Annotated in this window: 26 protein-coding genes; 12 read left to right on the top strand and 14 right to left on the bottom strand. The window is 64.8% G+C overall.

The features are described from left to right. Positions 1-97: 97 nt before the first annotated feature. The 3 genes from fhuE to PEM_RS14615 form a co-directional block, all read right to left on the bottom strand. The gene (fhuE, locus tag PEM_RS14625) at positions 98-2257 is read right to left on the bottom strand and encodes a ferric-rhodotorulic acid/ferric-coprogen receptor FhuE (protein ID WP_111128272.1); all 2160 of its coding nucleotides are present in this window, start codon (positions 2255-2257) and stop codon (positions 98-100) included. A 185-nt stretch (positions 2258-2442) separates the two neighbouring features. Continuing rightward, positions 2443-2994 (bottom strand): M23 family metallopeptidase, encoded by a 552-nt coding sequence (locus PEM_RS14620; RefSeq protein WP_095377928.1) that lies wholly within the window; start codon positions 2992-2994, stop codon positions 2443-2445. Between the two features lie 77 nt (positions 2995-3071). Next, positions 3072-3554 (bottom strand): Lrp/AsnC family transcriptional regulator, encoded by a 483-nt coding sequence (locus PEM_RS14615; protein ID WP_032954522.1) that lies wholly within the window; start codon positions 3552-3554, stop codon positions 3072-3074. Between the two features lie 72 nt (positions 3555-3626). Here PEM_RS14615 and PEM_RS14610 point away from each other — a divergent pair, with 72 nt between their 5' ends. Next, the gene (locus PEM_RS14610) at positions 3627-4502 is read left to right on the top strand and encodes an EamA family transporter (RefSeq protein WP_080375111.1); all 876 of its coding nucleotides are present in this window, start codon (positions 3627-3629) and stop codon (positions 4500-4502) included. 82 nt (positions 4503-4584) lie between these two features. Here PEM_RS14610 and PEM_RS14605 read toward each other — a convergent pair whose 3' ends face one another. The 4 genes from PEM_RS14605 to PEM_RS14590 form a co-directional block, all read right to left on the bottom strand. Next, the gene (locus tag PEM_RS14605) at positions 4585-5322 is read right to left on the bottom strand and encodes an endonuclease/exonuclease/phosphatase family protein (protein WP_005419292.1); all 738 of its coding nucleotides are present in this window, start codon (positions 5320-5322) and stop codon (positions 4585-4587) included. 53 nt (positions 5323-5375) lie between these two features. Further along, the gene (locus PEM_RS14600) at positions 5376-6212 is read right to left on the bottom strand and encodes a thiol:disulfide interchange protein DsbA/DsbL (RefSeq protein ID WP_005419290.1); all 837 of its coding nucleotides are present in this window, start codon (positions 6210-6212) and stop codon (positions 5376-5378) included. Positions 6213-6318: 106 nt separating this feature from the next. After that, a complete protein-coding gene (locus PEM_RS14595) occupies positions 6319-6969 on the bottom strand; it encodes a thiol:disulfide interchange protein DsbA/DsbL (RefSeq protein WP_005419285.1) in 651 nt (216 codons plus the stop codon). Between the two features lie 106 nt (positions 6970-7075). Next, on the bottom strand, positions 7076-7876 hold the full coding sequence (locus PEM_RS14590; RefSeq protein ID WP_005419283.1) for a c-type cytochrome: 801 nt from the start codon (positions 7874-7876) through the stop codon (positions 7076-7078). A gap of 156 nt (positions 7877-8032) precedes the next feature. Here PEM_RS14590 and yihA point away from each other — a divergent pair, with 156 nt between their 5' ends. Next, on the top strand, positions 8033-8635 hold the full coding sequence (gene yihA, locus PEM_RS14585) for a ribosome biogenesis GTP-binding protein YihA/YsxC (protein ID WP_111128274.1): 603 nt from the start codon (positions 8033-8035) through the stop codon (positions 8633-8635). 73 nt (positions 8636-8708) lie between these two features. On the opposite strand, the gene PEM_RS14580 is transcribed toward yihA, so the two are convergent. The 3 genes from PEM_RS14580 to PEM_RS14570 all read right to left on the bottom strand — a co-directional run bounded on the left by PEM_RS14580 (position 8709) and on the right by PEM_RS14570 (position 11824). Then, positions 8709-9680, bottom strand: coding sequence for an MBL fold metallo-hydrolase (locus PEM_RS14580; protein ID WP_095377932.1), 972 nt, complete (start codon positions 9678-9680; stop codon positions 8709-8711). Positions 9681-10298: 618 nt separating this feature from the next. Beyond that, on the bottom strand, positions 10299-11123 hold the full coding sequence (locus tag PEM_RS14575) for an AraC family transcriptional regulator (RefSeq protein WP_065185384.1): 825 nt from the start codon (positions 11121-11123) through the stop codon (positions 10299-10301). Then, complete coding sequence (locus PEM_RS14570) at positions 11120-11824, bottom strand: VIT family protein (protein ID WP_005419279.1); 705 nt, start codon at positions 11822-11824, stop codon at positions 11120-11122. The genes PEM_RS14575 and PEM_RS14570 overlap by 4 nt, the downstream gene beginning before the upstream one ends. A 152-nt stretch (positions 11825-11976) precedes the next feature. Here PEM_RS14570 and PEM_RS14565 point away from each other — a divergent pair, with 152 nt between their 5' ends. After that, complete coding sequence (locus PEM_RS14565; RefSeq protein ID WP_005419277.1) at positions 11977-13341, top strand: glutamate--cysteine ligase; 1365 nt, start codon at positions 11977-11979, stop codon at positions 13339-13341. A 121-nt stretch (positions 13342-13462) separates the two neighbouring features. Here PEM_RS14565 and PEM_RS14560 read toward each other — a convergent pair whose 3' ends face one another. Then, entirely contained in the window at positions 13463-14521 is a 1059-nt protein-coding gene (locus tag PEM_RS14560; protein ID WP_005419275.1) for an NAD(P)-dependent alcohol dehydrogenase, read from the bottom strand. Between the two features lie 107 nt (positions 14522-14628). Here PEM_RS14560 and PEM_RS14555 point away from each other — a divergent pair, with 107 nt between their 5' ends. The 6 genes from PEM_RS14555 (at position 14629) to PEM_RS14530 (ending at position 21498) form a co-directional block, all read left to right on the top strand. Beyond that, positions 14629-15513 carry a LysR family transcriptional regulator gene (locus PEM_RS14555; protein ID WP_005419273.1) on the top strand — a complete coding sequence of 295 codons (885 nt, stop codon included), beginning with the start codon at positions 14629-14631 and terminating at the stop codon, positions 15511-15513. 454 nt (positions 15514-15967) lie between these two features. Continuing rightward, positions 15968-17248: an HlyD family efflux transporter periplasmic adaptor subunit gene (locus PEM_RS14550; RefSeq protein WP_005419270.1), complete on the top strand. Its 1281-nt coding sequence runs from the start codon at positions 15968-15970 to the stop codon at positions 17246-17248. Positions 17249-17253: 5 nt separating this feature from the next. After that, positions 17254-19374, top strand: a complete 2121-nt coding sequence (locus tag PEM_RS14545) for a peptidase domain-containing ABC transporter (RefSeq protein ID WP_111127561.1) — start codon at positions 17254-17256, stop codon at positions 19372-19374. Between the two features lie 72 nt (positions 19375-19446). Continuing rightward, the gene (locus PEM_RS14540; protein ID WP_005419266.1) at positions 19447-19629 is read left to right on the top strand and encodes a hypothetical protein; all 183 of its coding nucleotides are present in this window, start codon (positions 19447-19449) and stop codon (positions 19627-19629) included. A gap of 76 nt (positions 19630-19705) precedes the next feature. After that, the gene (locus PEM_RS20325; RefSeq protein ID WP_005419264.1) at positions 19706-20830 is read left to right on the top strand and encodes a hypothetical protein; all 1125 of its coding nucleotides are present in this window, start codon (positions 19706-19708) and stop codon (positions 20828-20830) included. After that, the gene (locus PEM_RS14530) at positions 20827-21498 is read left to right on the top strand and encodes a DUF6624 domain-containing protein (RefSeq protein ID WP_005419262.1); all 672 of its coding nucleotides are present in this window, start codon (positions 20827-20829) and stop codon (positions 21496-21498) included. The genes PEM_RS20325 and PEM_RS14530 overlap by 4 nt, the downstream gene beginning before the upstream one ends. Before the next feature lie 471 nt (positions 21499-21969). On the opposite strand, the gene PEM_RS14525 is transcribed toward PEM_RS14530, so the two are convergent. Further along, positions 21970-22632 (bottom strand): TetR/AcrR family transcriptional regulator, encoded by a 663-nt coding sequence (locus PEM_RS14525; protein ID WP_032954519.1) that lies wholly within the window; start codon positions 22630-22632, stop codon positions 21970-21972. Between the two features lie 74 nt (positions 22633-22706). Here PEM_RS14525 and PEM_RS14520 point away from each other — a divergent pair, with 74 nt between their 5' ends. Next, positions 22707-23402: a hypothetical protein gene (locus PEM_RS14520; protein WP_005419258.1), complete on the top strand. Its 696-nt coding sequence runs from the start codon at positions 22707-22709 to the stop codon at positions 23400-23402. A 12-nt stretch (positions 23403-23414) separates the two neighbouring features. Here the strand turns inward: PEM_RS14520 and PEM_RS14515 are convergent, their stop codons facing one another. Both PEM_RS14515 and PEM_RS14510 read right to left on the bottom strand, forming a co-directional pair. Continuing rightward, positions 23415-23831: a VOC family protein gene (locus tag PEM_RS14515; RefSeq protein ID WP_005419256.1), complete on the bottom strand. Its 417-nt coding sequence runs from the start codon at positions 23829-23831 to the stop codon at positions 23415-23417. Positions 23832-23890: 59 nt separating this feature from the next. Continuing rightward, the gene (locus PEM_RS14510) at positions 23891-24994 is read right to left on the bottom strand and encodes an alkene reductase (RefSeq protein WP_111127557.1); all 1104 of its coding nucleotides are present in this window, start codon (positions 24992-24994) and stop codon (positions 23891-23893) included. 129 nt (positions 24995-25123) lie between these two features. Here PEM_RS14510 and PEM_RS14505 point away from each other — a divergent pair, with 129 nt between their 5' ends. Further along, positions 25124-26029 (top strand): LysR family transcriptional regulator, encoded by a 906-nt coding sequence (locus PEM_RS14505; protein ID WP_111127555.1) that lies wholly within the window; start codon positions 25124-25126, stop codon positions 26027-26029. A 70-nt stretch (positions 26030-26099) separates the two neighbouring features. Beyond that, positions 26100-26375, top strand: a complete 276-nt coding sequence (frmR, locus tag PEM_RS14500; RefSeq protein WP_111127553.1) for a formaldehyde-responsive transcriptional repressor FrmR — start codon at positions 26100-26102, stop codon at positions 26373-26375. Positions 26376-26420 lie beyond the last annotated feature (45 nt).

Genomic DNA, 26420 nt, shown 5'->3' with positions numbered 1-26420 from the left:
CCTTGCGGATGTAGCGCCGAGCCCGCGCTCGGCTGATTCTCTGAGCCGGGCATGGGATCGGCGCTACAGGTGCGGGGTGGTCGTACCCCGCGTCTGGTCAGAATGCCCAGGTGAACGTCAGCGAGCCATTGCGGCCATCGCCGTAGGCACCGTAACCGGTGATCTGCGAGTAGTACTTCTTGTCCAGCAGGTTGTTGAGGTTGGCCTGCACGCTGAACTCCGGCGAGATGCGGTAGCGCACGAAGGCACTGACCAGTGCGTAACCTTCCTGCTCGAAGCGGCCGACGACCGGCGCGGCGTAATAGATGCGGTTCTGCCAGTTGGCACCGCCGCCGACGGTCAACGCCTGCAGCGACTGCGGGGTGTAGCTGGTGAACAGCTTCAGTGCGGTCTGCGGCAGGTTGGTGTTGATGTCGGCGCCGTTGATGTCCTTGGCCACGTAGCGCGATGCGCCGAAGGTGGCATTCCAGCCCGGTGCCAGCTCGCCGTTCACCTCGAATTCGAAGCCGCGGCTGACCGTGCCACGCGCGGCGCGATAGGCGAACTCGTTCTGGCTGCCCTGCACGGGTTCACCGGTGGCCTGGCCGACGTTGTCCTGTTCGATGCGGAACACCGCCAGCGAGGCATTCAGGCGGTTGTCGAACCACGCCCCCTTGACGCCCACTTCGTAGCTCTTGCCATCGACCGGATCGAGGTAGCTGCCGTTGCGGTCCTTCAGCGTCTGCGGCTGGAAGATTTCGGTGTAGCTGGCGTAGGTCGAGTACGTGCCGTTGATGTCGAACACCAGCCCGGCGTACGGCGTGGTGACCTTGTGCGCGCGGTCGGCGCCTTCGCCCTCGCTTTTCCAGTCGGTGTAGCGGGCGCCGATGATCAGCTTCAGCGGATCGGCCAGCGACAGGCGCGCGGCCGCGTAGCCGGCCTTCTGGGTGATGGTGCCCTCGCTGGCCAGTGCCAGCGGGTTCCAGTTCGGCTCGCTGATGTTGCCGGTCCAGTTCAAATAGCTTGCGAACGGATCCCAAGTCTGGCCGGCACCGCCGACCTGGTAGTCGCCGTAGTTGGCGTACTCGCGCTTGTTGTAGCTCAGGCCTGCCATGAACTGGTGCTCGCGGCCGAACAGCTGGAACGGACCATCAACGTAGCCATCGACGCCGGTGACCTTGCGCTCGGTGTTGTAGAAGCCCGCGGACGGCGAGATGCCCGCGCCGGTGGTCTTGTCGAAGTTCGATGCGCCCGTGGTCCAGTCGTTGTAGGCCGGGTAGAACAGCTTGTCGTCAGCCTTGGTCTCATCGTGCGTGGCACCGACCTTGAACTTCCAGCCATTGCTGAAGGCGTGCTGCAGGGTGGCGAAGGCGCGTTTGCTGGCAGTGTCCCAGTAGGTCCACTTCGGGCTCGCGTTGAACGATTCGTCGTAGCCCGTGCGCGAGCCATCGGAGTACAGCATCGGGAAGCCACCCCAGGTCGCGCCATTGGCGCGCTTCTGCTGGTAGTCGTAGCCCACGCTCAGCTGGGTGTCCGGGGTCAGGTCGGCGTCGATGACGGCGTAGCCCAGCGTCTTGCGCTGGTTATAGCGGTCCATCTGGCCGTCGGTGTCCAGATAGCTGCCGATCACGCGGCCGCGCACGCTGCCGCTGGCGTTCAGTGCGCTGCCCACATCCACCGTGGTGCGGGTGCGGCCCCAGCTGCCGACGTTCACCGACACGCTGCCGGCCAGTTCGGCGCTGTCGGCGTGCTTGCGGATCAGGTTCACCGAGGCGGAGGGATTGCCGGCACCACTGAGCAGGCCGGTGGCACCACGCACCACTTCCACGCGGTCGTACAGCGCCAGATCCAGGCCGGAATCACCGTAGCTCCAGTTCTGCACCATCTGCGTCGGCAGGCCGTCGAACTGGTAGGCATCGATGTAGAATCCGCGCGCGTAGAACTCGGTGCGCTCGCTGTCGGACTGGGTGCTGGTCACGCCGGTGGTGTTGGCCAGCACGTCGATGATGTCGTCCAGGTTCTGATCTTCGATGCGCTGGTGGCTGATGATGCTGATCGACTGAGGGATCTCGCGCGGCGCCAGGTCGAAGCGGGTGCCGGCCGAGGTGCGGCGCACCGAATAGCCTTCGGCGCGTTCGCCCTTGACCACCACCTTGTCGAGGGTGGTCGGATCGGCGGCGGTGTCGGCGAAGGCGGCCGGGGCCACGGCGCAGAGAACGGCGAGCACGGCAGCGGACAGCCGTTGCGGCTGCGGGGTACGGAAGGCGGAACGGTTCATGGGGGTCCTGGACGAGCACGCGCGCTCGGCCAGCATCCAGAAGGCGAGGCGCTACGGGTGGGAAACGGGCGGGCAGGCCGTCCTGGCACCACCGGAAACGAAAGAAATGGTAATACGAACCATTCCTATTTACAAATCATGAACGAGGGAGGCGCTCACGCAGGACTCGACGCAGCATATGGTGTTCAGCGCAGCAGCGGCAGTGGATCGCGCGCGCCGTCGGCGCCGTAGATGCCCCAGTGCAGGTGCGGCGGCGTGCCCTTGGCATTGCCGCTGTCGCCGACGTGGCCAAGCAGGTCGCCGGCCTGGACCACCTGGCCGCGCGACAGACCCTCGGCCCAGCCCTCCAGATGCGCGTAGTAGTAGCGTTCGCGCCCGGGCCCGATCACCCACACCTGGCGGCCACCGAGGCCGCGGTCGCTGACATCCACGACGACGCCGGCGGTGGCACTGCGCACCGGGGTACCGCGCCTGGCGAAGATGTCGATGCCGGCGTGGGAGCGGTCACGGCCGCGTGGGGCGCCGAAGGTATCGGCGATCTGGCGGGGCCGCACACCTTCCACCGGCACCGGAAGCTCGGTGGCCGGAGGCATCCGCGAGAGTGCCCACAGCAGTTTCGGTGCAGCGGCCCATGGGCTGTTCCACAGTGCCATGGCGGCAACGATCGCGATGACCAGCCACAGGCCGCGCAGCAGCCAGCGGCGCAGGCGACGGGCGGGGGAGGGCGATGTGTTCATGGTCTCCGACTGTAGCGCCGAGCCATGCTCGGCGGCTGTTGCTTTGCGGTCAAAGCGCAGTCGAGCATGGCTCCGCGCTACAGAACCGGGTCCAGTGGCACTTCGAAACTGCGCTTCAACGTTCCCAGTGCAACCGAGGTGCGGAAGCGCTCGATGTTGTCATCGCCACCGAACAGCCGCTCGGTGATCGCCTCGTACTCTTCCATCGACGCGGCCGACACCAGCAGCAGGAAATCGCCGTCGCCGGTGATCGAGTAGCACTGCTGCACCGCCGGGTCGTCCTGCACGCGGCGCTTGAACGGCGCCACGCGTTCGCGCTGCTCGCTGACCACGCGCACCTCGACGATGATGGTCAGCGGTCGCCCGACCTTGGCTGCGGCGACTACCGCCACGTTGGCCGCGATCACACCGCTGTCCTGCAGGCGTTTGATGCGGCGCTGCACGGCTGGGGTGGACAGGTGCACGGCCTCGGCGATCTCGCGCTGCGGCAGGGTGTTGTCCCGCTGCAGCAGGCCGAGGATGGCGCGGTCGAAGCTGTCGAGCACGGGGGCGGTAGCCATGGTGAGCAGAAGTTGCACGAACGGGCTGTCAATTGAGCCAAGTGCTCGGCGCGGGCGCAATAGACTTTGCCCATGCAGACCTCACGACTCGCGCCGATGTTGCCGGCGCTGGCGGTGCTTGGCTCGGTCACCTCGCTGGCCATCGGCACCTCCTACGCAAAACACCTGTTCCCGCTGATCGGCGCCCAGGGCACCAGCGCGCTGCGCGTGGGCTTCTCGGCGCTGTTGCTGCTGCTGTTCTGGCGGCCGTGGCGCTGGAAGACCGGCCGCGCGGATGCGATCACCCTCCTGCGCTACGGGCTCACCCTGGGCCTGATGAACCTGCTGTTCTACATGGCCCTGCGCACGATTCCCTTCGGCATCGCGGTGGCCATCGAGTTCACCGGGCCGCTGACGGTGGCGATGCTGTCATCACGGCGACCGATCGACTTCGTCTGGGTGGGCTGCGCAGTGGTGGGGTTGTTGCTGCTGCTGCCGCTGGGCGGCGGCCCGGCGCTGGATCCGGCCGGCGTGCTGTATGCGATGGGCGCAGCGGCGTGTTGGGGGCTTTACATCGTATTCGGCAAGCGTGCCGGACACCTGCACGCCGGGCATTCGGTGTCGCTGGGGCTGCTGGCGGCTTCGCTGGTGGTGGTGCCGGTGGGCGTGGTGCATGCCGGCACCGCGCTGCTCGATCCGGAGATCCTGGCCGCCGGCCTGCTGGTGGCGCTGGTCTCAAGCGCGATCCCGATGTCGCTGGAGATGATGGCGCTCAAGCGCCTGCCAAAGGAGACCTTCGGCATCCTGATCAGCATGGAGCCGGCGGTGGCCGCGCTGTGGGCGATGCTGCTGCTGCACGAACACCTGCACGGGCTGCAGTGGCTGGCGATCGGCTGCACGGTGCTGGCTTCGGTGGGCAGCACGATGACCGCGCGGCGATTGAAGGTGCCGGTGGTCCAGGCCGGGTAGCGGCAGAGAGCGTGCGGACCAACGGTCCGCACCCACCAGAGCGGCGTGCGGACCAACGGTCCGCACCTACCAGGGGGGCGGTTCAGCGCAGGGCGTCGGCCGGGACGTCGATCTGCATCGCCAGGGCGAGGTGATCGGAGAACGCGGCCGGCACGGCTTCCACGGTGCGGGTCTGCAGGCCACTGCTGACCAGGATGTGGTCGATGGCGCGGTCGGGGCGCCAGCTGGGGAAGGTCGGCACGATGCAGCCGGGCGGTTGCAGTCGGGTCTTCTGGTACAGCACCTGCATTTCCGGGCGTTCGGCCAGACAGTTGAAGTCGCCCATCAGCACCGCGTTGGGGTGGTCGGACAGCAGCTCGGCGATGAAGCCCAGCTGCGACATCCGCGATCCCGCGCCCAATGACAGATGGGCCACCGCCACCGCCAGGCCGTCGGCACCATCGCCGAACTTGGCCAGCAGCACGCCGCGCCCGCCGATGCGGCCGGGCAGGGCGTGGTCCTGCACTTCCACCGGTTCCAGCTTGCTCAGCAGGCCATTGGCGCTGGAGGCGACCCCGCCCATGCGCCGGTTCGGCTGGTGGCTCCAGTAGTTGAAGCCGGCGCGCTGGGCCAGGTAATGGGTCTGGTTGGTGAAGCCCGAGCGCAGGCTGCCCGGGTCGGCCTCCTGCAGGCCGACGATGTCATGTTCGCGCGCCAGGGTGGCGATCGCGTCCAGGCTGCTGCGCTTGCGACCCGCCGGCAGCGCATGTGACCAGCTGCGGGTCACATAGTCGCTGTAACGGCGGGTACTTGAGCCGGCCTGGATGTTGGCCGTCAGCAAGCGCAGGGTCCGTGTACGGGGGGAATTCACGGCCGGGAAATGCTTCTCTTGGATCAGTGAGCCTGGGCCGCGCCGCGTTCGCGGGCGATCAGGTGGTCGGCGATGCGCAGCATGTCCGGGAAGCTCTTGCCCTTAACCAGGTACTTGCCGTTGACGATGATCGACGGGGTGCCGCTGATCTGGCTGCGCTGGGCGAACTGCTTGGCCGAGTTGGTCTTGGCGTTCACCGCGAAGCTGCCCATGGTGGCCGCGAACTGCTTCGGATCGACGCCGTAGGCGGCGTAGAACTTGGCGATGTCTTCCACCGAGTCACGGCCGCGCTCGCCCTTCAGGGTCTTCTGCGAGTGGATGGCGGCGTACAGCGCTTCGTGGGTCTTCTCCTGCACGCCCAGGGTCTGCGCGGCGTAGAAGGCACGGGCGTAGTCATCCCAGGTGCCGCCGAACATGGCCGGCACGTAGACGAAGTTCACGTCGCTGGGCAGGCCGGCCTTCCACGGGCCGACCAGCGGCTGGAACGCGGCGCAGGCCGGGCAGACGTAGCCGAAGATCTCGGTCACTTCGATCTTGCCGGCGGCCGGCTGGAACGGCTGACCGTTCGGGATCACCTGGTAGTCGGCACCTTCCACCGGAGCCGGGCCGGTCAGTGCGGCGGTGGTCGGGGCCGGCGCGGCGGCCGGAGTTGCTTCGGCCGGAGTCTTCTCGCCTTCAGCGGCAGCCGGCGCGGCGCCTTCGCTGCCCGCCGCCGGTGCGGTAGCCGGTTCGGTGGTCGTGGCCGGGGTTGCTGCCGGTTCGGCGGGGGCCGCGGTGGTGTTGGTGCTGCCGTCGTCGGCCTTGCAGGCGGCCAGGATCGGCAGCAGCGCTGCGAGGGCGAGGGCGTAACGGATCTTCATGGAAACGTCTCCAGCATCTGGAAAGGTGGGGCCGGCGGCAGGCGCCGGCCAAGGGGAAATGATGACACGCGGCGGCGACAACGCCGTGTCGGTGGTGGGTGTTGGTTCAGCGGCCGCGGGCGGCGCGCGCCTGCGCGATCAGCGCCGAGGCAATGCGCAGCTGGTCGTCGAAGCTGTTGCCGCGCACCAGGTACTGGCCATTGATGATGATGGCCGGGGTGCCCGGAATCTTGGTGCGCTGGGCGAACGCGCGCGCGGCCTCGACCTTCTTCTGCACGGCATCGCCGCGCAGGGCCTGGATGTAGCGGTCCGGGGTCACGCCGTAGGCCTTGTAGAAGGTGGCGAGCTCATCGGCGGAGACGTTCTGCATCGGCAGCGAACCCTGCTCGTGCAGGGCCTTGAACACGGCGGCATGGCTGCGCTTGGCCACGCCGACTTCGTCGGCGGCGTAGTAGGCCAGTGCCCAGGCATCCCAGGCACCGCCGAAGGCCGCCGGGACCGGGGTGAAGCGCACGTCGGCCGGCAGCTTGGCCGCCCAGGCTTCCAGCTGCGGTTCGAAATGGGCGCAGTGCGGGCAGGTGTAGCCGAAGACTTCGACCACCTCGATCTTGCCGGCCAGCGGCTGGAACGGGCCCGGCTGGGCGATGCGCTCGTAGTCTTTGCCCTCGACCAGCGGGGCATTGGCGGGGGTGGCGGCGCAGGCTGCCAGCGGCAGCAGCACCAGCACGGACAACAGCAGGCGGGAAATCAACCTCATCGACACGCATCTCCGTTGAAAAAAGCAACGCCGGCGCAGCCGCCGGCGTGAAGGAAACATACCGCAGCCGTGGGCCGGCGTCGCGGCCCGGGCCGACCAGTGGTGGTCAGGGGGCGGCAGCCGGTTGTGTTGGCGTGGCCGTGGTGGCCACATCGTCGGCCTTGTTGTGCAGGCCCTGCAGGTAGCTCGACAGCGCCTGCACCTCCTGCTCGCTGAGCTTCTGCGCGACCGTGGCCATGATCTGGAAGTGTGCCTTGTCGGTCTCGTTGGTCTGGCCGGCCTGGTACTCCTGCAGGCGGCGCGCGACATAGCTGGCGTGCTGGCCACCGAGATGCGGATAGGCCGGGCCGGGATTGCCGGCACCGCTGGGGCCATGGCAGGCCATGCAGGCCGGCAGGCCACGCTTGGCATCGCCGCCGCGGTACAGCTGCTGGCCGATCTCGTAGAACTTCATGCCCTTGTAGGGGCCGTCGGCGACCGCCGTGTCATCGGCGATGCCGGCGTTGGCCTTCTGCGTGGCGAAGTAGGCGCCGATATCACGCATGTCCTGCGGGGTGAGGTTCTGCACGAACGGCACCATCGCCACCGCCGCGCCGGAACTGCGCTGGCCGTTGGCGATCAGGGCCATCTGCTGGGCCACGTAGCGTTCGCTCTGGCCGGCGATGGACGGATACATCTCGACCGTGGAATTGCCGTCGGCGCCATGGCAGGCCGCACAGGCCGAAGCCTTGGTCTGGCCAGCCTTGGCATCGCCCCAATGGGTCTTGCTGAAGTCCACCTCCAGCGAGGCGGTGTTGATCGGCCCGTTGTCGGGCAGCGGGGTCAACGTGGTCTGCGCGAACGCAGCAGCGGCAACGACTACGGCAGTGGCAAGGGCGGATACGGCAAGAACGCGAGCGTGGCGCATGCTAAAGCTCCGTATGGACCGGGCCGGGCGGTGGCCGCCGGCATCGCCCGGATTATCAACGGCGTTTCCGCGCACGGTCAACGCAGCAGTGCAGCAAAATGCCCGCCACGGCCGCCGGCACGGGCGCGCGGCGCCGCAACATGCGATCCTAGGCACATGTCATTGCTCATCGAACGCGCCCGTTACCACCTTTCGGCCCACAACGTGCGGCAGCTGCCGCCCGATGAAGGGGCCGAAGTGGCCTTTGCCGGCCGCTCCAACGCCGGCAAGTCCAGTGCGCTCAACGCGCTGACCCGCCAGAACGCGCTGGCCCGTGTCTCCAAGACGCCCGGCCGTACCCAGCAGCTGGTGTTCTTCCAGATCACCCCGGAAGCCCATCTGGTCGACCTGCCCGGTTACGGCTACGCCAAGGTGCCGCTGGACCTGCAGGCGCACTGGCAGGCCTTCATCGACCGGTATTTCCGCACCCGCGAGGCCCTGAAGGGGCTGGTGGTGGTGATGGACATCCGCCACCCGCTGAAGGACTACGATCGGCAGATGCTGTCCTATGCCGTACAGCGCGGCATGCCGGCGCACGCCCTGCTGACCAAGGCCGACAAGCTCAGCCGCAGCCAGCAGATGCAGACCCTGCAGAAGGTGCGCAAGGAACTGCACTCGGCCTACGGCGACAGCGTCAGCGTGCAGGTGTTCTCCGGCGAGGACCGCACCGGCGTGGACGAAGCCCGCGGCGTGATCGGCGGCTGGCTGGGGCTGGAATAAGGTATTGCCGGTCGCCCGGCTGGCAGCCGGGCGCTACCCGATCGGGTGGGTGCCGACCTTGGTCGGCACACCCTCACAACGGCGAATACTCCGCCGGCACCCACGCATAGGCCTGGCTCTCGCTGCGCACATGGCCCAGGCCCGGGAACGGCAGGTGCGCACCGGCCACCCACCAGCCGTTGGCGGTGGCCTGCTGCAGCAGCCCGCGACGGCTGGCGATGGCCGCCTTGCGGTCCGAATCGGCCTCGAACGCGGCCTCCGGGTGCGCGAACTGCACCGCATGGAAGTGCAGCACGTCGCCCCACACCAGCAGTGACTGGCCTTGGCTGTCGAACCGGTAGGAGACGTGGCCGGGGGTATGGCCATGGGTGTCCATCGCCACCGCGCCGCCGGGCAGGGCATCGCCGGGGTTGAACGTGCGCAGGTGGCCACTGGCCTGGTACGGCGCCACCGCGTTGCGCGCCAGCGGGAAGGCGAAGCGCACACCCTTCGGCGCGGAAGCCTCGCTGGCCGGGTTGAGCCAGTAGTCGGCATCGGCCCTGGACAGCCACACCGTGGCATTCGGGTAGGCCGGCTTGCCCTGCGCATCGAGCACCCCGCACAGGTGGTCCGGATGGGCGTGGGTCAGCAGCACCTCGTCCACCTCGGCCGGGTCCACGCCGGAGGCGCGCAGGTTGCCCAGCACCTGGCCCAGGCCGGGGCCGAAGCACTGTGCGGTGCCGGTATCGACCAGGGTCAGGTGGTTGCCCTGGCGCACCAGGAACGCGTTGATTGCGGTCTGCAGGCCCTTCTTGTCTTCCGGTACGTAGCGGCCTTCCAACAGGCGGCTGACCAGTGTCGGCGGCACGTCGACCACTTCCTGCCGGCCCAGCGCGACCACGCCGTCGAACAGGGCGGTGACCTGCAGCGCACCGACGCGCTGGTGGTAGACGCCGGGCACCTGCTGGGTGGGCGCGGGCGAGGTGGCTTCGGCCAGCGCCGCCAGTGGCAGGGCGGACAGGGCCAGCAGCAGGGCGGTGCGTAGGGGCAGTTGGCGCAGGGTCATGAGGGTTCTCGGTGGATGATGGGCGGTTCCGTTGGCCTAGCGTGCCGTGACTGGCGTGCGCACGGCGCTCAAACCACTGCGTGGAATGCTCAGGGAAGGGGGTGTTGTCTGCAGGGCTGCGCCCTGCACCCGCAGAGGCAACAGCAACAGCAACAGCGATCTATCCGTGGGATGGCGGGGTGGGTCCGGTTGCGGGAGACGCCGTAAACCCATCCATGGGGGCTTGGCCGCGGCATCCATGCCGCGGACACTCCCGCAACCGGACCCACCCCGCCTTCGACAGTTTTCCGCGAACTGTTGGAGATGCTCTTGGGGTCAGATCCGTTTTCCGCAGGAAAACGGATCTGACCCCAGATCGATTTCGATATCTGACAGAAAAATCGTGTCGACCAAGGTCGACACCTACCAACAGCAGCAGGAATCTGTCAGAGGTGGGGCGGTGTGGGTGGGCAGGGCCGTTGGCGCCATGGATGGCGCCATCGAGCCCCCATGGATGGGTTTACGGCGTGTCCTGCCCACCCACACCGCTCCGCCGTCCCACGGATAGCCGCTGTTGCTGTTGCTTCGGCCGTTGCTCTGGCTCGTAGCGGGTGCAGGGCGCAGCCCTGCCGACCCCCCTCAAATGTCTGTGGGAGCCAGCCCGTACTGCTCGGCAAAGCGCTTGCTGAAACTGGCCGCAGAGCGGTAGCCCGCGCGTGCGGCCACGGTCTTCAGCGGCAGGTCGGTGGTGTAGAGCAGCTGCATGCCATGCGCCAGCCGGGCCTCGGTGAGCAGCTGGCGCAGGCTGGTGTCCTCGGCGGCGAGCCGACGGCGCAAGGTCGCGCCGCTCAGCGCGAACAGCGCTTCCACATCGCGCGATTGCCAGTCGCGAGCGGGTTCAGCGGCGATGCGGTCGCGGATCTGTTCGCCCAGGCTCGGCGCCTGCGGCAGCAGCAGGTTGCCGTGGCCCTGCCGGCACAGGGTCAGTACCAACGAGGCCAGGGCCAGCCGCGCTTCGCTGTAACGGCCGTCCTGCAGCGATTGCCGCCACTGGCGCAGCACCGCGCCATGATCGATCAACGGCAGCCGCGCCATCGCATGACCGGCGGCGGGAAGCTCCCCGCTCCACAGCGTGCGTGCGGCCGCCAGCACTTCGGCACACAGCGGCACGATGGCGCTGAGGTAGCGGCCACTGCGTGGGTCGGGGGTGTTGACCACATCGATGCGGCAGCGCTGGGTCAGCAGCAGGATGTCGCCGGGCATGAACTCCAGCGACTGGTGCGCGGTACGCACCTGCTTGCGTCCTTCCAGCAGGATCGCAAACTGTGGTTGTGGAATCTCCACCGAGCTGGCGCCATGTTCGCGCCGAGCGGTGATGCACGCATAACCTTCGGCGCGTGCGCAGCCGGCCAGGCTGGCCATCTCGGCCAGCAGTGCGGTGGCCGGTGGCAGCATGGCGGTCATGACACGTGGGCACCGAACAGGCGACCGACGCCGGCCGCCGCGGCCATCGCCAATGCGCCCCAGAACATCACCCGGATCGCGCCGCGAACCGGCGGTGCGCCGCCGGCCCTGGCCGCCACTGCGCCGGTCAGGCACAGGCCGAGCAGGGTACTGGCCGTGGTCATCAGTGCGACCCTGTCGACCGGCGCGAGCAGGGCGGTCAGCACCGGCAGCGCCGCGCCACAGGTGAACGCACCGGCCGAGGCCAGCGCTGCCTGCAGCGGGCGGGCGCGCAGGGTATCGGTGATGCCCAGTTCGTCGCGGGCGTGGGCACCCAGCGCATCATGGGCGGTGAGCTGTTCGGCCACCTGCCGTGCCAGCGCAGGCTCCAGGCCGCGGTGGCGGTAGATCGCGGCCAGCTCCTCCAGCTCGCTGTGCGGATTTTCGCGCAGCTCGCGCTTTTCCATTGCCAGGTCTGCGTCCTCGGTGTCGGCCTGGGTCTGTACCGAGACGTACTCGCCGGCGGCCATCGACATCGCGCCGGCCACGGTGCCGGCCACGCCGGTGGCGAGGATGGTGGTAGCGGAGGCGCCGCCGGCGGCCACGCCGACTACCAGGCCGGCCACCGAGACGATGCCATCATTGGCGCCCAGCACGGCGGCACGCAGCCAGCCGACGCGCTCGGAGCGGTGCAGTTCGGGATGTCGTGAATGGCGGCTCATGTCGTTGAGTGTACGAGGGTCAAGAGGGCGTCGGTAGGATGCTGAAACCCGTCACCGTCGCATGACGCAACGGGGGGCCACGCTATAGTGCGCCCTTGCGATGGAAGGCCCCGGGCCCCACATCCCCTGCCACTGTCCAGCGAGCCACCCCCTTGTCGAGCCCCAGCCACGTCGCCGATACCCCCATTACCGACCGCTCGCAGCTGGTGGAGGTGATCGCCTCCGGCGAGAAACCCCGTGCGCAGTGGCGCATTGGTACCGAGCACGAGAAGTTCGGATTCCGCCTGGATGACCTGCGGCCGCCGACCTTCGAGGGCGAGCGTGGCATCGAAGCGCTGCTCAACGGCCTGGTCCGCTTCGGCTGGGAGCCGGTGCAGGAGAACGGCAACACCATCGCCCTGCTGCGCGATGGGGCCTCGGTGACGCTGGAGCCGGCCGGTCAGCTGGAACTGTCCGGCGCGGCGCTGGAGACCATCCACCAGACCTGCGTGGAGACCGGCACCCACCTCAACGAAGTGGCGCAGGTGGCTGGCGAACTGCAGTTGGGCTTCCTCGGCATGGGCTTCCAGCCCAAGTGGAAGCGCGACGAGATGCCGTGGATGCCCAAGGGCCGCTACAAGATCATGCGTTCGTACATGCCCAAGGTCGGTTCGCTGGGCCTGGACATGATGACCCGCACCTGCACGGTGCAGGTGAACCTGGACTACGCGACCGAGGCGGACATGGTGAAGAAGTTCCGCGTGTCGCTGGCGCTGCAGCCGATTGCCACTGCGCTGTTTGCCGATTCGCCGTTCACCGAAGGCAAGCCGAACGGCTACCTGAGCTATCGCTCGCACATCTGGACCGACACCGACGTCGATCGCACCGGCATGCTCGACTTCGTGTTCGAGGACGGCTTCGGTTACGAGCGCTATGTCGATTACCTGCTCGACGTGCCGATGTATTTCTCCTACCGCGATGGCATCTACCACGATGCCAGCGGGCAGAGCTTCCGTGATTTCATGCAGGCCAGGCTGCCGGTGCTGCCGGGCGCGCTGCCGACGCTGCGCGACTGGTCGGACCACATGACCACTGCGTTCCCGGAAGTGCGCCTGAAGAAGTACCTGGAAATGCGTGGTGCCGACGGTGGCCCGTGGAGCCGCCTGTGTGCGCTGCCGGCGTTCTGGGTGGGCCTGCTGTACGACGACACCGCACTGGATGCCGCCTGGGACCTGGTGCGCGACTTCACCCTGGCCGAGCGCCATGCGCTGCGCGATGGTGTACCGAAGCATGCGATGAATCTGCCGTTCCGCAACGGCACGGTGCGCGACCTGGCCCGCGAGGCGGTGAATATTTCGGTGGAAGGCCTCAAGCGCCGTGCGGCGCGCAATGCCGATGGCCAGGACGAGAGCAAGTTCCTGGACGTGCTGCAGGAGATCGTCGAATCCGGCCTGACCCCGGCCGAGCGCAAGCTGGCGCTGTTCCATGGCCGCTGGCATGGTGACGTCGATCCGGTGTTCCGCGAGTTCGCGTACTGAGTGGATTGCGGTAGTGCCGGCCGCTGGCCGGCAGCCAGGCGGGGGCGCCGGCCAGCGGCCGGCACTACCAGAAAGAAACCCCGGCATTGCCGGGGTTTTTCTTTTTCGCATCTGCCCTACATCAGGCCGCGTTCTTCATCGTCGCCATGTCGATCACGAAGCGGTAGCGCACATCGTTCTTCGCCATGCGTTCCCAGGCTTCGTTGACGTTCTTGATGTCGATCATCTCCACATCGCTGACGATGCCGTGCTCGGCACAGAAGTCCATCATTTCCTGGGTTTCGGCCATGCCGCCGATCGCCGAGCCGGTCAGGTGCTTGCGGCCGAAGATCACGCTGCCACCGGTCAGCGGCGGGTCCAGCTCGGTCAGCACGCCGACCAGGCACATGGTGGCCTCGCGCTTGAGCAGGCCCATGTAGGGGTTGGTGTCATGGCCGACCGGGATGGTGTTGAGCAGGAAGTCGAAGCTGCCAGCGTGCGCCTTCATCTGCGCGGCGTCGCGCGAGACCAGCACTTCATCGGCGCCCAGGCGCTTGGCGTCGGCACCCTTTTCAGGCGTGGTGGTGATCATCACCACGTGCGCACCGAGCGCCTTGGCGAACTTCACGCCCATGTGGCCGAGGCCACCCAGGCCGATCACGCCGACCTTCTGGCCCGGGCCGACTTTCCAATGGCGCAGCGGCGACCAGGTGGTGATGCCGGCGCACAGCAGCGGCGCGGCGGCCTTCAGGTCGAGGGTGTCGGACACCTTCACCACGAAGCGCTGCTCGACCACCACGTGGTCGGAATAGCCGCCGTAGGTCGGTGCACCGCTTTCGCGTTCACGGCCGTTGTAGGTCCAGGTCGCGCCTTCGGCGCAGTACTGCTCCAGGTCGTGCTCGCAGGCATCACAGTGGCGGCAGGAATCGACCATGCAGCCGACGCCGGCGTGGTCGCCGACCTTGAAGCGGGTGACGTTGCTGCCGACTTCGGTGACGCGGCCGATGATCTCGTGGCCCGGCACCATCGGATAGATCGAGCCACCCCAGTCGTCGCGGGCCTGGTGCAGGTCGGAGTGGCAGATGCCGCTGTAGAGGATCTCGATGCGCACATCGTCAGGGCCGACCGCGCGGCGTTCGAACTCGTACGGAATCAGCGGGTCGGTATGTGAATGGGCGGCGTAACCACGGGCGAGGGACATGGGGAATCCTTGGCAGGGTTTGTCGAAAGGCGTTTTACAATACGCCCCGTTCCCAGCGGCAAGAAGCGCGGATATCGGCATGATTCATCAAGTGGAACTGCACAATCATGGCCACTGACAACCTGACCCACCTGGCCGCGTTCGCCGCGGTTGCCCGTCATCGCAGTTTCCGCCGTGCCGGTGCTGAGCTGGCCCTGTCGACCTCGGCGGTGAGCTATGCGATCCGCGCACTGGAGGAACGGCTGGGGGTCGGCCTGTTCCATCGCACCACCCGCAGCGTGGCCCTGACCGAGGCAGGGCAGCGCCTGCTGGAACGCCTGCAGCCGGCGCTGGGGCAGGTGCATGACGCGCTGGAAGAGATGAACCAGTTCCGCGCTGCGCCGGCGGGGTTGCTGCGGATCAATGCGACGCGGGCGGCGGTGGCGACCCAGCTGGGGCCGCGGCTGGCGCGCTTCCTGCACGCCCATCCGGACGTGCGGGTGGAGCTGACCGAGAACGATGGCCTGGTCGACATCGTCGCCGAGGGTTACGACGCCGGCGTGCGCCTGCATGAGTTCGTGCCCGAGGACATGGTGGCGGTGCCGATGGGGCCGCCGCTGCGCGGCTTGATCGTCGGTTCGCCCGAGTACCTGCGGCGCCGGCCGGCACCGCAGCATCCGCGTGATCTGGCGGCACACGAGTGCATCCGCTTCCGCTTCGCCAGCGGGCATCTGTACAAGTGGCAGTTCGAGCGTGCTGGGCAGGCGCTGGAAATCGACGTGCCGGGGCGGCTGACACTGGGCGAGCAGGGCACCGTGGTCGGCGCAGTGCTCGATGGCATCGGCCTGGCCTATGTGCTGGAAGACACCGCACGGCCCTACATCGAATCGGGGCAGATGGTGGCGGTGCTGGAAGACTGGAGCGAACCGTTCGCCGGCTTCGCGCTGTATTACCCGAAGCAGCGGCAGATGCCTGGTGCGCTGCGTGCGTTCGTGGATATGCTGCGGGAGTGATGTGAAAGGCGTGGAGGAGATTCTTGCTGGGATGCAATGTGCGAATCCCGAGACAGATTCACCTTGGCATTCACAAGCACGCTCTCGGCTATCGAGCGCGTTTCCGGTCGGGTCACCTGTCTGCGCGTTTGTGTTTGCGAGTGAGGGTTAGGGTTAGGTTCCAGTACTGGCCAGGACGTGTACTCGGAAGGTCACTCGAAAATATCCGCTTGAACTGAAGCAGAGTGGCTAACAAGTCCTTCGTTGTCGGAGTTGGGAATCGCTCGCAACGTAGCCCACATACGATCAAAGTGGGGCGAAGCAGGCAAGATGTATGGACGTCATCGCGCGTCATAGCTCGCGTGGTGTAAGCGGCGCTGCTGGAAATTGTTCACTTTCAAATATCAAAAGATGTATTGACTTGCCATGAGTGTCTTGATCTACTCCATACGAACCTTCGGCATGGACTGTACGAATGGCGCTTTTCAGGGACGAAGTCATTGCAGCAAAGCGAATGCAGCAGAGAGGTGCTCTGCTCGTCGCGACGCCACCTTCAGTTCGATGGATCGCCATTGCTGGTGTGGTTTTTCTTGCCGCCATCGTCGCCGTCCTTTTTTTTGCGGACTACACCAGGCGTGAGAGGGTTGGCGGTGAGCTTGCATCCTCGGATGAAGGGCAGAACGCGCTGTCGCGCGTTTCAGGCGTTGTGACGCATGTTCTTGCCCGTGAAGGGCAGGCGGTGAAAAGCGGGCAGGAAATAGCGCGTATTTCATTAGACGTCGGTGGTGATGGAGGCATCGGCGCCTATGCTGAGGTACGGCGGAAGCTGCAACAGCAGCATGAGCGCCTTAGGGCAGAAATCGACGATAAGGTCCAGCTTCAGAAAGGGGAGCAGGAAGCGTTGCGGCAGCGTGCTCGCAATATCTCTTCACGTATTGCTGCGTTCGACAGAGAAATTGAGTTGCAGCAAAGCCTTATAGCCAGTGCCAGCGCACGGTTAGAACGGTTCAAGCCGTTGGTGAAGGAAGGGTATGTATCCGGAATGCAGATGGAACAGCAGGAAGCTGCTGTCGTCCAGGCCAAGACAAGCTTGTCCTCGTTGCAGCGTGAGCGCCTTCAGTCTGGCCAGGATCTGGCCACGGTAAACAGCCAGATTCGACAGTATCCACAGCAGAGTCGTAATGATCGTAGTGAAGTCGAGCGGACATTGATTGGCCTCGAACAGGAGTTGGCCAAGAACGAAGCGCAGCGCGAAGTTGTTATTCGTGCTGCCCGGGATGGAATGGTCGTCAATTTGTTGATTGCTGATGGCGTATCGGTTGTTGCGGGGCAACCTTTGTTCCAGATTGTGCGTCCGGGCTCGCCGCTTGAGGCACGGCTGTTCGTTGAAAGTCGCGCAGTAGGTCTTCTGCAGGCAGGGCAGCGCGTTGTCATGCGCTATCCCGCATTCCCATATCAGAAGTTCGGACAGCAGTGGGGGACAATAAAATCAGTCTCGACCAAAGGGTTGCGTGCGGCCGAGTCAGCAGTGTTCACTGACAATCCCGGTCAGCGTGAGAAGATGGCTCCGCTCTATCAAGTGGTTGTTGCCCTTGATGACCAGAGCATCGCAGCAGGTGGAGGCCATCTCGCCTTGCGCTCTGGTATGCAGGTCGAAGCAGATCTGCTGATTGAACGACGGAAGATCGTGTCGTGGCTGCTTGATCCCCTGGCAGGGATGCAGAAGCGCATGGCAAATGGTAGCGAAGCGCGATGACGGTCATGCCGCCTATCGATCTGCGCCTACTGAGTCGAACACGAGGTGTTCTGCCGCAGATCATGCAATCAGAATTAGCCGAATGTGGTCTTGCATGCATCGCAATGATCGCGCGCTATCACGGGCATGACGTTGACATGCTCGCACTTCGGCGAAAATTCCCTGGATCGCTCAAGGGGGTTGATCTTGCCCGACTTGTGGAGATGGCTGCGGCGCTGGATCTTTCCGCCCGAGCACTGCGCATCGAGCTCAACGATCTGAAGCGGGTGCAGGGGCCCTGTATTCTGCACTGGGATCTTGACCATTTTGTGGTCCTCAAGCAGGCCACACGATCCGGGATTGTCATCCATGATCCAGGTTTCGGAGTCCGTTCACTGACATGGGATGAGGCGTCGCGGTCCTTTACTGGGATTGCTCTGGACGTTCAGCCATCCACGTCATTCGAGGCGATCAGTGATCGCGTACATATTTCCATCGCTGCTCTGGTGGGAAGAGTTGCGGGAATCAAGCGTGCGCTGGGATTCATCGCGCTGCTTGCATTAGTTCTTGAAGTTTGTGTGATCGCGGCGCCATTCTACGCGCAATGGGTTGTGGATCAGGTGCTTCTGAGTGCCGATAGGGACTTGCTGACGGTCCTGTTTGTTTCATTCATATTGCTTTCGCTGTTCCAGGTGGTCTTCTTTGCCGCGCGGAGCTGGGCGGTAGTCTGGTTTGGCGCCAATTTGAATCTGCAATGGAGTGGCCGCGTTTTCGGGAAGCTTCTGGAGTTGCCGTTGTCATGGTTTTCCAGGCGCCATGTCGGTGACGTCATGTCAAGATTTGCATCTATGCAGTCGATTCAGCGGACTATATCCACTCAGTTTGTCGAGGGCATTCTGGATGGAGTGATGTCGCTCGCAATCCTGGCAATCCTGATGGTGTACAGCATCAAGTTGACCGCCGTTGTTGTGGGCTTCTTTGCGATCTACTTGCTATTGCGCTATGGAATTTTCGGATGGATGAGGCGGGCGACGGAGGAGCAGGTCGTTCAAGCCGCAAGACTGCAGTCCGAGCTGATGGAAGCCGTGCGTGGAGCTCAATCAATCAAGTTGAATGGCAGTTACGCCGAAAGGCGTTCCAGATTTGCCAATGTTCTTGTAGCGACGACGAATCGTGATGTCGAGGTTCAGAAGATCGGGGTGATCTACAATTCCGTACGCCAATGGCTGATTATGGCGTCAAGAATTTTTATCATCTGGATTGCTGCGACGCAGGTTCTGGACGGCAGCTTCAGTACAGGCATGCTGGTTGCGTTTGTCGCCTACGCAGACATCTTCGCGACGCGCGTGTCGCAGCTGATTGATCGGATCATGGAATGGCGCATGCTCGGTCTGCATGCAGAGCGGGTCGCAGACGTAGTGCTCTCTGAGCCTGAGGCAGATCTGGTCACTGAGCACGCCGGTAGCATTCCAGATTTTTCGCTACAACTGCGATCAGTTGGTTTCCGTTACGCGCCCGCTGAGCCACGTGTTCTCGACGGGCTTGATCTCTATGTCGAGGAGGGGGAGTCGGTCGCGTTGGTGGGTCCTTCCGGTTGCGGCAAGTCGACGCTGGCGCGCATCATGCTTGGTTTGATTCAGCCTGAAGATGGTCAGGTTCTGCTTGGTGGGATCGATATCAGGCATATTGGCCTTCAGAAATATCGAAGCTTCGTTGGTGCGGTCATGCAGGACGATCAGCTGTTTGCTGGCTCAATTGCCGACAACATCGGATTCTTCAGTCATTCGGCAGATCCCGAGCGAGTGGAGCAGGCCGCGCGCTTGGCTGCCGTTCACGAGGACATAGTGCGCATGCCGATGGGATACGGCAGCCTGGTAGGGGATATGGGATCGGCGCTTTCCGGTGGTCAGAAGCAACGGATTCTGCTCGCGCGCGCGCTGTACCGACGTCCCAGGGTGCTGATCCTGGATGAAGCGACTAGTCACCTCGATGTTGATCGTGAGGCGGAGGTCAACCGCGCCATCGCTGGTCTGCGTATTACTCGAATTATCGTTGCGCATCGTCCGGAGACCATTCGGAGTGCTGATCGCGTAATTGAGTTTCCCGCAGGAGTTAGCTGCGGACCAAGACGATCTTCGCGGGCATGATGCCTGTGTAGACGTGCTCCCCTTGCGGATGGGGGGATTTCAATACCACCGCAACCAGAAAAGGAACTGACCATGTCTGACAAGAACGTTTCGATCAAGCCGCTGGGTCTGGAAATGGCACGCGAACTGAGCACCGAAGAGTTGATGAATGTCGGCGGTGGTGCCTTGGAGGCTGCTCCGGCATCGACTGGCAGTGCTGGCGGCAAAGTTACCAGCGGCGGCGACTGGGAAGTCAACGTCGGTATCGACTGGTAATCGCTTTCTGAGTTCTTGGTAAAAGCACTCCCCCTGCCAGATGGTGGGGGGGGGGCGGGGACACTGAGGAGCTGTAATGATGGAACCGGTTCACGTCATCATTGGAAATTCGGAGGACATCCATGCCGTGTCCGTGGCATGGGCGCTTGAACGCGCCGGTGCGCGCGTTCTGTTGTGGGATGGGATCGGCATGCATGATGAGGCTGTCATGGTCCATACGATCGGCGACTCAGGATCCATTCTAAGGATAGGTGGGGACACCGTTCGCGATGTGAAGTCGCTGTGGTTCAGGAGGCCCGTACCGTACCAGCCCTTGGCTGATCTCGATCCGGCTTCCGTAAAATTCGTGGACAATGAACTGAAAAGCGCACACGGCTCATTGGCAGCGGCGCTTCGTTTGAGATCTTCGCTCACGATAGGTGACTGGCATCCTACCGACGCCTCAACCAAAGGGCTCCAGCTTGAAGTTGCTTTATCTTGCGGCTTTCGCATTCCAGATACCTTGATCACGAACGATCCGGTAGAAGTCGCAGACTTTCGTACAAGGCAGCCTGCGGTTCTGGTGAAGCACTTCACCCCACACTTCTGGTCCAGTGATAGGGAGCGGAAAGGCTGGCAATGCGGACCCGTGATCATTCCTCGAGATCGATCGCTTGATGATGCTGGCGTTCGAGTCTGCCCGGCGATCTACCAGGCAGTGGTCGACAAAGTGTTCGATCTGCGGGTTACAGTGATTGGACGGCGCATGTTCACCGCGAGAATTGTTCGCCACGATGGTGTTTCGCCACTTGACTGGAGGCCGGGTTCAGTGAGGCCGGGTGAGTTGGTCATGGATCGGTATGAGCTGGATGAACGGACCCAGGCGGCGATCGGTTTGCTGATGGACAAATTGGATTTGCGCTATGGTTGTGTGGACTTGGCGGTTGATTCCCGGGGGGACACGTTCTTCTTCGAGATCAATACTGGTGGCCAGTTCCTGTTCATCGATGACTACATTCCCGAGATGAATCTACTAGGAGAGATGGCGGGGTTCCTCTTGGCCGGTTCCATGGAGTACGAAGCTGTACCATCGTCGGTGGCGAATCTTGCTGCTTTCGAAAGCAGTGATCGTTGCGCTGAACTTTGTTCAGCGGTGCGCCGTTTCGGGCAAAGCGACCGCATGATTACTCGTGTGGACACGAGCGCAGCAGAGGCCGCATGAGGCGGTTTGGTCTGTTGGGGTGGGTACTTGTGCTCAGCAGCAGCCCTGTCTGGGCTGTTGACCTAAGTCAGGCGATGCATGCGTGCCCCGGGGCGGCGGCTTTCATTGAAGCTCAAGTTGCTCAGCAGCGGGCCGCATTGTCTGTGGGGCCTTCTGTAGTGTCGGACAACGTTAGGCGGGAGCGGCTGCTGGCGTTGCAGGATGAGGACCAAAGACTCTATGAGAGATTGGCGTCCGGATCTATTGATGTAACTGCATTGATGCCGGTGAAGGAGCGACACCTGAGCTATCTGCGTCAGGAACTTGGTGATTCAGTGGCAATCCCATCTGTGGGGGAAGTGGGGAGGGATGGCCTCGCTGCGCTCTGGTTGCTTGTTCAGCATGCAGATGATGATCCGTCGTTGCAAGCAAAAGCGTTGGCGAATTTCGAGCCTTTGGTGAAGCGAGGTGAACTGGACGCGAGCAAGTTTGCTCTCCTCTCAGACAGAGTGCTTCTCGCTTCCGGTAAGCCCCAGCGTTTCGGAACCCAGTTACGGTCTCTGGAAACAGGCGAGCCACTGAAGTTGGATAGTCCTGCATCGGTCGAGCGTGAGCGAACTGCGCTTGGTCTGATGAGCCTGGAGGACTATCGCTGTATCAGCGATCAGCTGTACAGAAGCGCCCGTTGAAGGCAGGGAATTCAACAGTTCGCAGATGGTGCAGGATGACGGCTGGCACTGGCCGATATTTGCACTGGACTGATCGGGTCCATCAATCTGCTTGCTGAATCTCATCGGCGCTCTCCGTAACTGCTGTATCCATTGATGAAGAACGGAAGGGAGAACGAGGATGTCTAGCGGAGATAGGAAGTTGAAGCCCCTAGGCCTTGAGATGGCCGTGGAGATTGATATGAATGTGCTTTCATGTATTGGAGGTGGAAGGTCCAATTCGACTACAACGACGGTCAGTGTAGGGTTGTCAACCGAAGGCGGAGATCTTGGTGACGTCAACATCAGTTTCGATTGACGAGGCGGGGCGCGTCGCGTTCTCCGAAGCAGCGTCAGATAGCCGGCGCGCTGCGCGCGTTCATGGACATGTTGCGGGAGTGAGTTGCAGTAGATGATGCAGCGCCGCTGTCAGGCATGCGTGGATGGGTTCTGCTACGGCCCCTGCAATACCCGCGCCAACAACGCCAGGCACTCACGCAGGTGCACATCCACCGGCGTATCCTCGGCCACCACCCCGATCACGCGCTCGCGCAGCGGTTCGGCCACGGCCATTGCCAGGATCAGTCGCGCCATGCGCGCGGAATCCCCCTCACGCAGCAGCCCACGCTGCTGCTGCCGTTTCAGCCAGTCGGCCAGCAGCGCACGGCCGCGCTCGATGCCGTTGTCCAGGTAGGCCTGCAGCAGCGCCTGCTTGCCGGGAAAGTCCGTGGCCAGCAGCCGGAACACCTGCACCGCCTGCGCCGACAGCGCCTGCGCACACACCGCCTGCAGGATGTCCTGCAGCAACGGCAGCACCTCGTCGGTGTCGTGCGCATCGCGCTGCAGCTGCGGCGCGAAGCCATCGGTCCATTCGCGCACCGCCAACCCGACCAGTTCCTCGCGGTTGCTGGCGTGGCGGTACACGGTCTTCTTCGCCACCCCGGCATGCGCCGCCACCGCTTCGATGGTGGTGGCCTCGTAACCCTGTGCCAGCAGCAGCTCCAGCGTGGCCTGCAGCACGGCGTGGCGGACTTCGGCTTCCGGTCGCGCGGGACGTCCACGGCGGCGGGCGGGGGCGACTGGATCGGGCAGGGCGGTGCTGTTCATTGCACCCATCTTACCGCACCCGATCAATTGCGAAACGTTTAGCGTTTCCGTATTATCGAGTCTCCCAACCGCAGGAGACCCCCATGGATACCGCTGTGAACGCCCGTGCCTGGCTGGACCACCACGATCTGCTGGACCCGGCACCGATGCACTTGGAGACGGGTATCCAGCGTCGCGAAGACGGCACCCTGCTGGTGGCGGTGCGCACCGACCTGCACGGCTGCAAGGGCCGCATGCTGGACTGGTGGTTCACCTTCTTCGAAACCACCCAGCACATCCGCTGGTGGCATCCGGTCGATCATGTCGAGCACCGCGGCTGGGACGCGGCCTGGCAGCGAGGGCGCAGCTACCACGGCGCCAGCATCCATGCGGTGGAATCGCTGGCTGACATCCCGCCGGTGGCGGCACGCCTGAAGTTCCATGACCCGCGCACGTTGCTGGTGCCCGAGCGCCTGCAGGCGGCGCAGGATGCAGGTGACCTGTCGGCGGTGATCGCCGCGCGCATCGGCTTCGGTGACCACGTGCGCCTGGATGCAAACGGTGATCCCTGCGATGGGCAGATGCTGCACGTGGCGCGCGATACGCCGTTTGGCTGCGTGCTGCGCAGCCGCTTTGTGCTCGGCCTGGACAGCGCCGATCCGCACCGCGATGCCAGCGATGAGGTCGGCCTTGGCCTGCTCAAGCACTGCTATACGGAGTTCAGCTTCCTTTCGCGTCTGCTGCCATCGCTGTACTACGGCGAACGCGCCAATGGCGAGGCGGTGCCACTGCCATGGTGAACGACGCGCCGGTCATTCGACCAGCGCGTCGTAGCCTTCAGCACTGAACTGGATCAGGCAGAAGCCGTGGCCGAATGGATCGGCCAGCACGGCAATGCTGCCCCAGCGACGTTCGCGCACGGATTGTTCGAGCGTGGCCCCGGCCGCAACCGCACGGGCCAGTGCGGCCTGGATGTCATCCACGACCCAGTCCAGGTGCAGCGGCGTCCAGTGGCGCTCGTAGTCGCGCACGTCACCGTCCTCGGTGGCGGCGCTGCCGGCCTCGTTCTGCAGCAGATACAGCGGCGTGGGTCCACCGAGCAGTTCCACGGCGTCCGGGCCGAGGCGGCGGCCGATGCGCAGGCCGAAGGCTCGCATGTAGAAGTCTTCGGCAGCGGCGAGGTCGGGGACGTCGAGGTTGACGATGAACGCTGCGGTGGGCGTGTCCATGATCAGATCCGGTGGATGCGGGTGGGCAGTGTATGCCCCCATCCACGCATGGCGTGGATCTACTGTGCGCGTGGGTAATCGAGGTAGCCCGCCTCACCGCCACCGTAATAGGTGCTGCGGTCAGGCGTGGCCAGCGCGACGTCGTGCCGAAGGCGTTCGACCAGATCCGGGTTGGCGATGAAGGGCTGGCCGAACGCGGCCAGGTCGATGGTGCCCGCTTCGACCAGTTCAAGGGCGCGTTCGCGGGTCATGCCACCGGCCAGGATCACGGTGCCACCGTAGGCCTGCTTGAACTGCCGCAGGAACACCTCGCCCAGTACCGACTGGCCCGCCTGCAGGTTGTCGTTGAGATGCACATAGGCCAGGCCGCGCTTGCCCAGTTCCTCGGCCAGGTACAGGTAGGTGGCCTCGTTGTCGGGGTAGAACGGCATGTCGAAGGTGAGGTTGTTCGGCGCCAGGCGCACGCCGATGCGCTGCGCACCGATGCGCTGGGCCATCGCATCGACGGTCTCCAGGATCAAGCGCGCACGATTGGGCAGCGAGCCGCCATGGCGGTCCTCGCGCTGGTTGATGAGTGGGTTGAGGAACTGTTCGAACAGGTAGCCGTTGGCGGCATGCAGTTCGATGCCATCGAAACCGGCGGCGATGGCGTTGTCGGCGCCGCGCGCGAAGTCGTCGACGATGCCGGGGATCTCTTCGGTGGCCAGCGCACGTGCCGGGGTGGGATCGGCGTGGCCGCGGCTGCCGTCGTCCAGATAGACGAACGAAGTGTTCTTCGGTGCACTGGCGACCGGCCGGGTACCGGCGCTTACCGGTTGGCCACCGTCGGGCTGCAGCGAGGAATGCGACATGCGGCCGACGTGCCAGAGCTGGGCGAAGATCGTGCCCTGTGCGGCATGGACGGCCTCGGTCACCTGCTTCCAGCCCGCCACCTGCTCGGCCGACCAGATGCCCGGCACGTCGATGTACCCCTGGCCCTGCGGCGAGACCGGGGTGCCTTCACTGATGATCAGGCCAGCGCTGGCGCGTTGCTGGTAGTACTGCGCGGTGAGCGCATTGGCCACCGCGCCGGGGTTGCGGGCGCGGGTCATCGGGGCCATCACGATGCGGTTGCGCAGGGCGGTGCCTGCCAGATCGAAGGGGCGGAACAGGGCGGCGGTCATGTCGGTCATCTCGGTGCGGGGGGAGGCGCCAGCGGCGCGATGCACACAGGATGGAGTTGACATGCAGGCGCATAAAGCGCTTCGATCTCCCTAGATGCGGGACGATTTGTCCCCAATGGAGCGCGATAGATGCTGCCGCTGGAATCATTGAATGGCCTGGTCACGTTCGTTACCACGGCCCGCTCAGGCAGCTTCACCGAGGCTGCCGACGCGCTGGGCATCTCGCGCTCGGCGGTGGGCAAGGCCATCGCCCGGCTGGAAGCGCGGCTGGGCGTGCGCCTGTTTCACCGCACCACGCGGCGCATCGCGCTGACCACCGACGGCGAAGCGTACTACGCATCGTGTGCGGCGGCGCTGGAAGAAATCTCCGCCGCCGAGGCCTGCCTGGGGTCGGCCGGCCTGCCCAGCGGACGGCTGCGCATCGACATGCCATCCTCGTTCGGGCGGCTGGTGGTGCTGCCGGTGCTGTTGCGCCTGTGCCGGCAGTACCCGGACCTGCAGCTGACGATGACCTTCACCGATCACTTCGTCGATCCGGTCGAAGAGGGCATCGACCTGCTGATCCGCTTCGGCGGGCTGCACCACGCAGAGCACCTGGTCGCGCGCCGGCTGGGTCGCCAGCGCCTGGTCACCTGCGCATCGCCGGAGTACCTGCAGGCGCATGGTGTGCCTGCGACCGTGGAGGAACTGGCACAGCACCGCAGCATCGTCGGCTTCCGCCACGGGCAACCGGTGGCGTGGCGGATTGGCAGTGATGATGCCGAAGGAACGTTCATCCCGAATGCGGCCTACCAGCTCAACGACGGCGATGCAGTGATCGACGGCGCCATTGCTGGGCTGGGCATCTGCCAGATGCCGGAGTCACTGGTGCGCCGGCACCTGGAATCCGGCGCGCTGCACTCGGTGCTGGATGCGCACATGCAGCGGCATATCGACATCCATGCGCTGTGGCCGCCAACCCGCCACCTGCGGCCGAAGGTGCGCTACGTGGTGGATGAGCTGGCGCGGTTGGCGGGTGAGGGATTGTTCGACTGAGCTGGCCACGATTGAGTTCCTGCTGGCTGCTTGTATACTATCCCCCAGTATAGTTCCTGGGTGGTTCGCCATGCCGCACTCCCCCGAAGAGAAGAAGAAGGTCCTGGTCCGCGTGCGCCGCATCCGCGGCCAGTGCGATGCGCTTGACCGCGCGCTGGAAGCCGGCGCCGACTGCGGGCCGGTGCTGCAGCAGATCGCCGCCATTCGTGGCGCGGTCAACGGCCTGATGTCCGAGGTGATGGAGGCCCATCTGCGCGAGGAATTCGGCCAGCCCGCCGCCTCCGACGAGCAACGCGCCGAACGCGTGCGCGACATGAGCGCGTTGATCCGCTCGTACCTGAAATAAACGACGGCGCAACATGGCGCCGCCCATCCTGTCATTGCCTGTCCC

Source organism: Stenotrophomonas sp. Pemsol, from assembly GCF_003586545.1.
GTDB lineage: Bacteria > Pseudomonadota > Gammaproteobacteria > Xanthomonadales > Xanthomonadaceae > Stenotrophomonas > Stenotrophomonas sepilia.
Note: the sequence above shows the minus strand (reverse complement) of the source record. Positions and strands in the feature narration are given on the sequence as shown.